The organism is Allostella sp. (assembly GCF_041913585.1).
Classification (GTDB): Bacteria; Pseudomonadota; Alphaproteobacteria; order ATCC43930; family Allostellaceae; genus Allostella.
This window is the reverse complement of the sequence record NZ_JAYSFE010000198.1, coordinates 1-5,434: the sequence shown is the minus strand read 5'-3', so window position 1 is coordinate 5,434 and position 5,434 is coordinate 1. Positions and strand designations below refer to the sequence as shown.

The following is a 5,434-nucleotide window of genomic DNA, read 5'->3' as shown; positions in this document are numbered from 1 at the left end:
GCACTCTCGGACACCGAGTCCTGGCTCGCCGGCCAGGGCCTGGCCAAGGTCGCCTGAGCGATCGCGGGCGCCCGGTCCGCCGGGCGCCCGTGGCGGCGGAGGCCCTCCGATGAGCGCCGGCGTGATCGCGATCGACCATGTCCAGGTCACCGTGCCGGCCGAGCGCATGGCCGACGCGCAGCACTTCTACGGCCGGACCCTGGGGCTGGCCGAAATCCCGCAGCCGGCGCGCGAGCAGCCGGAGCCCGGTGCCTGGTATCGCGTCGGCGCGGCCGAACTCCATCTCCGCGCCGAGGCCGGCACGGGCGAGAGCCGGCGGCACGTCGCCTTCGCCGTCGCCGACCTCGACCAAGCCGCGGCGGCGCTGGCGGCGGCCGGGGCCGAGCCCCTGCCCGACCGACGGCCGGTCGCGGGCGTGCGCCGGATCTTCGTGCGCGATCCCGGCGGCAACCGGGTCGAACTGGTCGAGCGGCCGCCGGCCGGCGGGCGGTAGCCGGCGCCCGGCGTCAGCCGAGCCCGGGGGGCGTCAGCCGAGCCCGGGGGACCGCCGGACCTGCACCACCACGAACGGCCGCACCTCGCCGTCGGCCTCGCGGATCGAGACGTACTCGCCCTCGACGAAGCGGTGGTCCTCCAGCCGGTGGATCGGCTCGTCGTCCTCGGTGCCGGGGGCATAGGAGAAGGCCCAGCGCTCGCCGCGGGTGCGCACCAGCTGGCCGGTCTGGTCGTCCTCGCCCCTCCAGAAGCGATGCACGGTGCAGACCTGCCGGTTCGCCCGCCACGCCTCGACGTCGAGATGGCCGTCGGCCGTCAGCGGTGCCACGAACTCGTAGCCGTGGGCGTGGCTGCCCTCGGGAAACTCCTTGGTGCGGGCCAGTTCCAGGCGGATTCGTCGCAGCATCTCGGCTCCTCAATGGGTCATGAGCAGGGGCAGGTTCGAGGCGAACATGGCGTCGATGGTGGCGCCGCCGAAGATCATCTCGCGCAGTCGGTTGTGTCCGTAGCCGCCCATCACCAGGAGATCGGCCGCTTCCGCGGCCGCGGCGTCGAGCAGCGCCGGGCCGATCCCGGCCTCGTCCGACCGGAAGCGCCGGATCGTCGGCGCGAGGCCGCGCCAGGCCAGCATGGCCGCCAGTTCCTCGGCCGAGGCGCCGTCGGCGGCGGCGCCGTCGCCTTCGAGGATCAGCACCGACTGCGCCTTGGCCAGGAACGGGCCGGACGAGGCGACGGCGCGGGCGGCGGCGGTGCTGCCGTTCCAGGCGATCGCCACCCGGGTCGCGAGCGTCGAGGGCAGGACCGGGGGCGAGACCAGGACCGGCCGGCCGCTCTCCATCAGGGCCGCCTCCAGCGTCGTCTCGGGCGCGATGTCGGCGTCGTCGCCCGGCCGGCCGACCACGATCAGGTCGAAGAGACGGCCGCGGCTCGCCACCACCTCGTCCTCGCGGCCGACGGTATGCCGCCAGCCGAGGGTGAGGGCCCGGGTCGCGGCGTCGGGCGGCGGGGGCTGGTCCATGCGCAGCAGCGCGCCCGCCTCGACGCGGACGTCGAAGGCGGCGCGGGCGCGCTCCGCCCGACGCTCGGCGTCGTGCGCCGCCGCCTCGATCAGCTGCTGGATCATCGAGGCGCTGGCGCCGTCGCCCACCATCGGCACGGCGTCGCGCGGATCGGGGGCGACGTGCAGCGCCTCGACATGGGCGCCCGCCCGCCGGCCGACGACGATTGCGGCGTCGAGCGCGGTGTCGCCGCTGGCACCGCCGCTCATCGGTACGAGAATCGTTCGGATCGCCATCGTCTTCCTCCAGCCGCCGCTCGGCGCCGTCGATGCTAGGTGCCAGAGGCACCATGGCATTGAGCCATGTCAACCGCCGCCGCATCGTCGAGCGCCAGCGCCGCCGCGACGGCGCCGGCGACGGCCGCGAAGCCCGCGCCGGTGGCGACCCGGCGCCAGGCGAGCGGGCCCAGCTGGTAGCCGAGCTGGTGGCGGACGACCGCCGCCGTCGCGTCCGAGACGTCGCCGCGGCGCGCCTCGACGCGGGCGACGAGCGTCGGCTCCGGCGCGTCCAGCCAGATGCCGTGGAACGGCACGCCGAGCCGCTGCGCCACCGCCTGGAGGGCATCCCGCTCCTCCGGCCGGGCATGGACGGCGTCGACGACGACGGTCCGGCCGGCCGCCAGCACCACCGCCGCCTCGCGCCGCAGCGCCGCGTAGACCTGGTCGGAGACCTCCGGCCGGTAGGCGTCCGTCCCCGCCCGCTCGGCCGGGTCGAGGCCGAGCAGGCGCTTGCGCACGACGTCGCTGCGCAGCACCAGCGCCCCCGGCGGGGCACCGATCCAGGGGGCGAGCGCACGCGCCACCGTCGACTTGCCGGAGCCGGAGAGGCCGCCCACGGCGACCAGCCGCGGCGGCCGGACCGCCAGCAGCGAATGCGCGAGGTCGAGATAGCGGCGCGCCGCCCGCGCATGCTCGCCGGGATCGGCGGCGCCGGCGGCGATCGCGACCGAGACATGGGCGCGGATCGCCGCCCGCATCGACAGGCAGAGCGGCAGCAGGGCGAGGCCGGCAACGTCACCCGTGCGCTCGACATAGCGCTCGACGAAGCGGTTGGCGGCGCGGACGAGACCGCGCGCCAGGAGGTCCATGACCAGGAAGGCGATGTCGTAGACGGTGTCGAGGCAGGTCAGCCGCAGGTCGAACTCGAGCGCGTCGAAGAGGCGCGGCCGGCCGTCGACGAGGCAGATGTTGCCGAGATGGAGGTCGCCGTGGCCGAGCCGGACGAAGCCCTCGCGCCGCCGCCGCTCGAGCAGCGGCGCGACCGCTTCGAGCGCCGCGCGGGTGGCCGCCGTGAGGGCGTGGGACCGCTCCTGGTCGAGCACGGCCGCGGCGTCGGCCAGTGCCTCGGCATTGGTGTCGACGACGAAGCGCATGGCCTCGAGCCCGCCGCGGTCGGGGCGGCGCTCGGCCGCCGCGTGGAAGGCCGCCACATGGTCGGCCAGGGCCTCGATCGTCGCCAGGTCGATGCGCCCGGCGTCCGCCAGCCGGTCGAGCACCAGGGTCTCGTCGAAGCGGCGCATGGCGACCAGCCAGTCGACGGCGGGCCCCTCGCCGCCGAGCCGCGGCCGGCCGTCGGGGCCGCGGGTCACCGGCACCACGCGCTCGTAGATCTCGGGGGCGGTGCGGCGGTTCAGGCGGATCTCCGCCTCGCAGGCGATCCGGCGCCGCTCGACCGTCGAGAAGTCGAGATAGGGGAAGCGCACCGCGCGCTTCAGCTTCCACGCGCGGTCGCCGGCGAGGAAGACGATGGCGGCATGGGTGCGGACCTGGCGGACCGCGGCGCCGTCATGGGTCGCGGGGTCGGCCAGCATGGCGCGGACCGCACGCTGCCCCTCCTCCCCCGGCGGGACCGTCTCGCCCGCTTCGGCGTTTGCGCCCGCCATCGCCACCCCGTACCCTGAACCCGTCCGCTCCGACCTTACCACGAGCCCGAGACGCATGGCCGACCCCGGCACGCCCGCCCGCGACACCTTTCCCCAGCCGGTCGAAGGCACGGTCATGCCGCGCTTCGCCGACATCCCGACCTTCATGCGCCTGCCGGTCGAGCGCGACGCCGCGAAGCTCGACATCGCGCTGGTCGGGGTGCCGTGGGACGGCGGCACCACCAACCGCCCGGGCGCCCGCCACGGACCCCGGGAAATCCGCAACATGTCCTCCATGATGCGCAAGATCCACCCGGTGAGCGGCATCCAGCCCTACCGGCTGGCGCGGGTCGGCGACCATGGCGACGTGCCGGTCAACCCGGCCGACCTCACCGACACGCTGGCGCGGGTCGAGCGCTTCTTCGCCCGCGTCCATGCCGCCGGCGCGATCCCGCTCTCGGCCGGCGGCGACCATCTCGTCACCCTGCCGATCATGCGCGCGATCGCGCGCGGACGGCCGGTCGGCATGGTCCATTTCGACGCCCACTCCGACACCTGGGACACCTATTTCGGCGGCCACAAGTTCACCCACGGCACGCCCTTCCGGCGCGCCGTCGAGGAGGGACTGCTCGACCCCAGGCGGACGGTGCAGATCGGCATCCGCGGCTCGCTCTACAATGCCGACGACATGGACTGGGCGCTGGCGCAGGGCATCCGCGTCATCGGCATCGAGGAGTATTTCGACCTCGGCGTCGCCGCCGTGATCGCCGAAGCCCGGCGCGTCGTCGGCGACGGGCCGACCTATGTCAGCTTCGACGTCGACGGGCTCGACCCGGTCTATGCCCCCGGCACCGGCACGCCCGAGGTCGGCGGCTTCTCGACCCACGAGGCGCAGCGGATGCTGCGCGGCCTGCAGGGGCTCGACCTCGTCGGCGGCGACGTCGTCGAGGTCTCGCCGCCCTTCGACCCCAGCGGCAACACCGCGCTCGTCGGCGCCACCATGATGTTCGAGATCCTGTGCGTGCTGGCCGACGCCGTCGCCCGGCGCCGCGGCGGAGCCGCGGCATGACCACCCTGCTCTACACCCACCCGGCCTGCCTCGCCCACGACACCGGCCCCTACCATCCGGAGCGGCCGGCGCGCCTCCAGGCGGTGCTCGACGCCCTGGACGGGCCGGCCTTCGCCGCCCTCGACCGCCGCGAGGCGCCGGAGGTCGACATGGCCGACCTGCTGCGGGTCCATCCCCGGGCGCATGTCGACGCCGTCCTGGCTGCGATCCCGGTCGCCGGGCTGCGCAACCTCGACCCCGACACCGTCGTCTCCCCCGGCTCCCGCGCGGCGGCGCTCCGGGCGGCGGGCGCGGTCACCGCGGCCGTCGACGCGGTGATGGCGGGCGAGGCGGTCAACGCCTTCTGCGCCGTGCGGCCGCCCGGACACCATGCCGAGCCCGACCGGGCGATGGGCTTCTGCCTCTTCAACAACGTCGCCGTCGGCGCGCTCCGCGCCCACCTCGTCCACGGCTGCGAGCGGGTGGCGGTGATCGATTTCGACGTCCATCACGGCAACGGCACCCAGGCGATGTTCGCCGCCGACGCCCGGCTCTTCTATGCCTCGACCCACCAGTGGCCGCTCTATCCCGGCACCGGCGCCCGCGACGAGCGGGGAGCCGCCGGCAACGTCGTCAACGCGCCGCTCGCGGCCAATGCCGGCTCGGCCGATTTCCGCTTCGCCGTCGCCGAGTTCGTGCTGCCGGCGCTGGAGGAGTTCCGCCCCGACTTCGTCTTCATCTCCGCCGGCTTCGACGCCCACAGCCGCGACCCGCTCGCCGCCCTCAACCTCTTCGAGGAGGACTATGCCTGGGTCACCGACAAGCTGACCGGGCTCGCCGCCCGCCACTGCGCCGGCCGCGTCGTCTCGGTACTGGAAGGCGGCTACGACCTGGAGGCGCTGGCGAGCTCGTCGGCGGTGCATGTCGAGCGGCTGATGGCGGCCGGATGAGGGGTCCCTGCGGCAATGGGGC

Annotated in this window: 6 protein-coding genes; 3 read left to right on the top strand and 3 right to left on the bottom strand. The window is 75.0% G+C overall.

Annotation, left to right across the window (positions count from 1 at the left end; all coding sequences use genetic code 11):
* The first annotated feature begins 109 nt into the window (after positions 1–109).
* Positions 110–493: a VOC family protein gene (locus ACE3Q3_RS22625; RefSeq protein WP_374449830.1), complete on the top strand. Its 384-nt coding sequence runs from the start codon at positions 110–112 to the stop codon at positions 491–493.
* 33 nt (positions 494–526) lie between these two features.
* On the opposite strand, the gene ACE3Q3_RS22620 is transcribed toward ACE3Q3_RS22625, so the two are convergent.
* The 3 genes from ACE3Q3_RS22620 to ACE3Q3_RS22610 are packed head-to-tail and all read right to left on the bottom strand — an operon-like array spanning position 527 to position 3,435.
* Positions 527–901 (bottom strand): hypothetical protein, encoded by a 375-nt coding sequence (locus ACE3Q3_RS22620; protein WP_374449828.1) that lies wholly within the window; start codon positions 899–901, stop codon positions 527–529.
* Positions 902–910: 9 nt separating this feature from the next.
* Positions 911–1,789 carry a universal stress protein gene (locus tag ACE3Q3_RS22615; protein WP_374449825.1) on the bottom strand — a complete coding sequence of 293 codons (879 nt, stop codon included), beginning with the start codon at positions 1,787–1,789 and terminating at the stop codon, positions 911–913.
* A gap of 35 nt (positions 1,790–1,824) precedes the next feature.
* Complete coding sequence (locus ACE3Q3_RS22610; protein WP_374449823.1) at positions 1,825–3,435, bottom strand: AAA family ATPase; 1,611 nt, start codon at positions 3,433–3,435, stop codon at positions 1,825–1,827.
* Between the two features lie 55 nt (positions 3,436–3,490).
* Between ACE3Q3_RS22610 and speB the strand changes: the two genes are divergently transcribed.
* On the top strand, positions 3,491–4,483 hold the full coding sequence (gene speB / locus ACE3Q3_RS22605) for an agmatinase (RefSeq protein WP_374449822.1): 993 nt from the start codon (positions 3,491–3,493) through the stop codon (positions 4,481–4,483).
* The gene (locus tag ACE3Q3_RS22600) at positions 4,480–5,412 is read left to right on the top strand and encodes a histone deacetylase family protein (protein WP_374449820.1); all 933 of its coding nucleotides are present in this window, start codon (positions 4,480–4,482) and stop codon (positions 5,410–5,412) included. Before speB ends, ACE3Q3_RS22600 begins: the two co-directional genes overlap by 4 nt.
* Positions 5,413–5,434 lie beyond the last annotated feature (22 nt).

Coding starts and splice junctions, on each gene's coding strand:
- ACE3Q3_RS22625 (WP_374449830.1), top strand. CDS start 110: ATGAGCGCCGGCGTGATCGCGATCGACCATGTCCAGGTCACCGTGCCG.
- ACE3Q3_RS22615 (WP_374449825.1), bottom strand. CDS start 1,789: ATGGCGATCCGAACGATTCTCGTACCGATGAGCGGCGGTGCCAGCGGC.
- ACE3Q3_RS22600 (WP_374449820.1), top strand. CDS start 4,480: ATGACCACCCTGCTCTACACCCACCCGGCCTGCCTCGCCCACGACACC.
- ACE3Q3_RS22610 (WP_374449823.1), bottom strand. CDS start 3,435: ATGGCGGGCGCAAACGCCGAAGCGGGCGAGACGGTCCCGCCGGGGGAG.
- ACE3Q3_RS22620 (WP_374449828.1), bottom strand. CDS start 901: ATGCTGCGACGAATCCGCCTGGAACTGGCCCGCACCAAGGAGTTTCCC.
- speB (WP_374449822.1), top strand. CDS start 3,491: ATGGCCGACCCCGGCACGCCCGCCCGCGACACCTTTCCCCAGCCGGTC.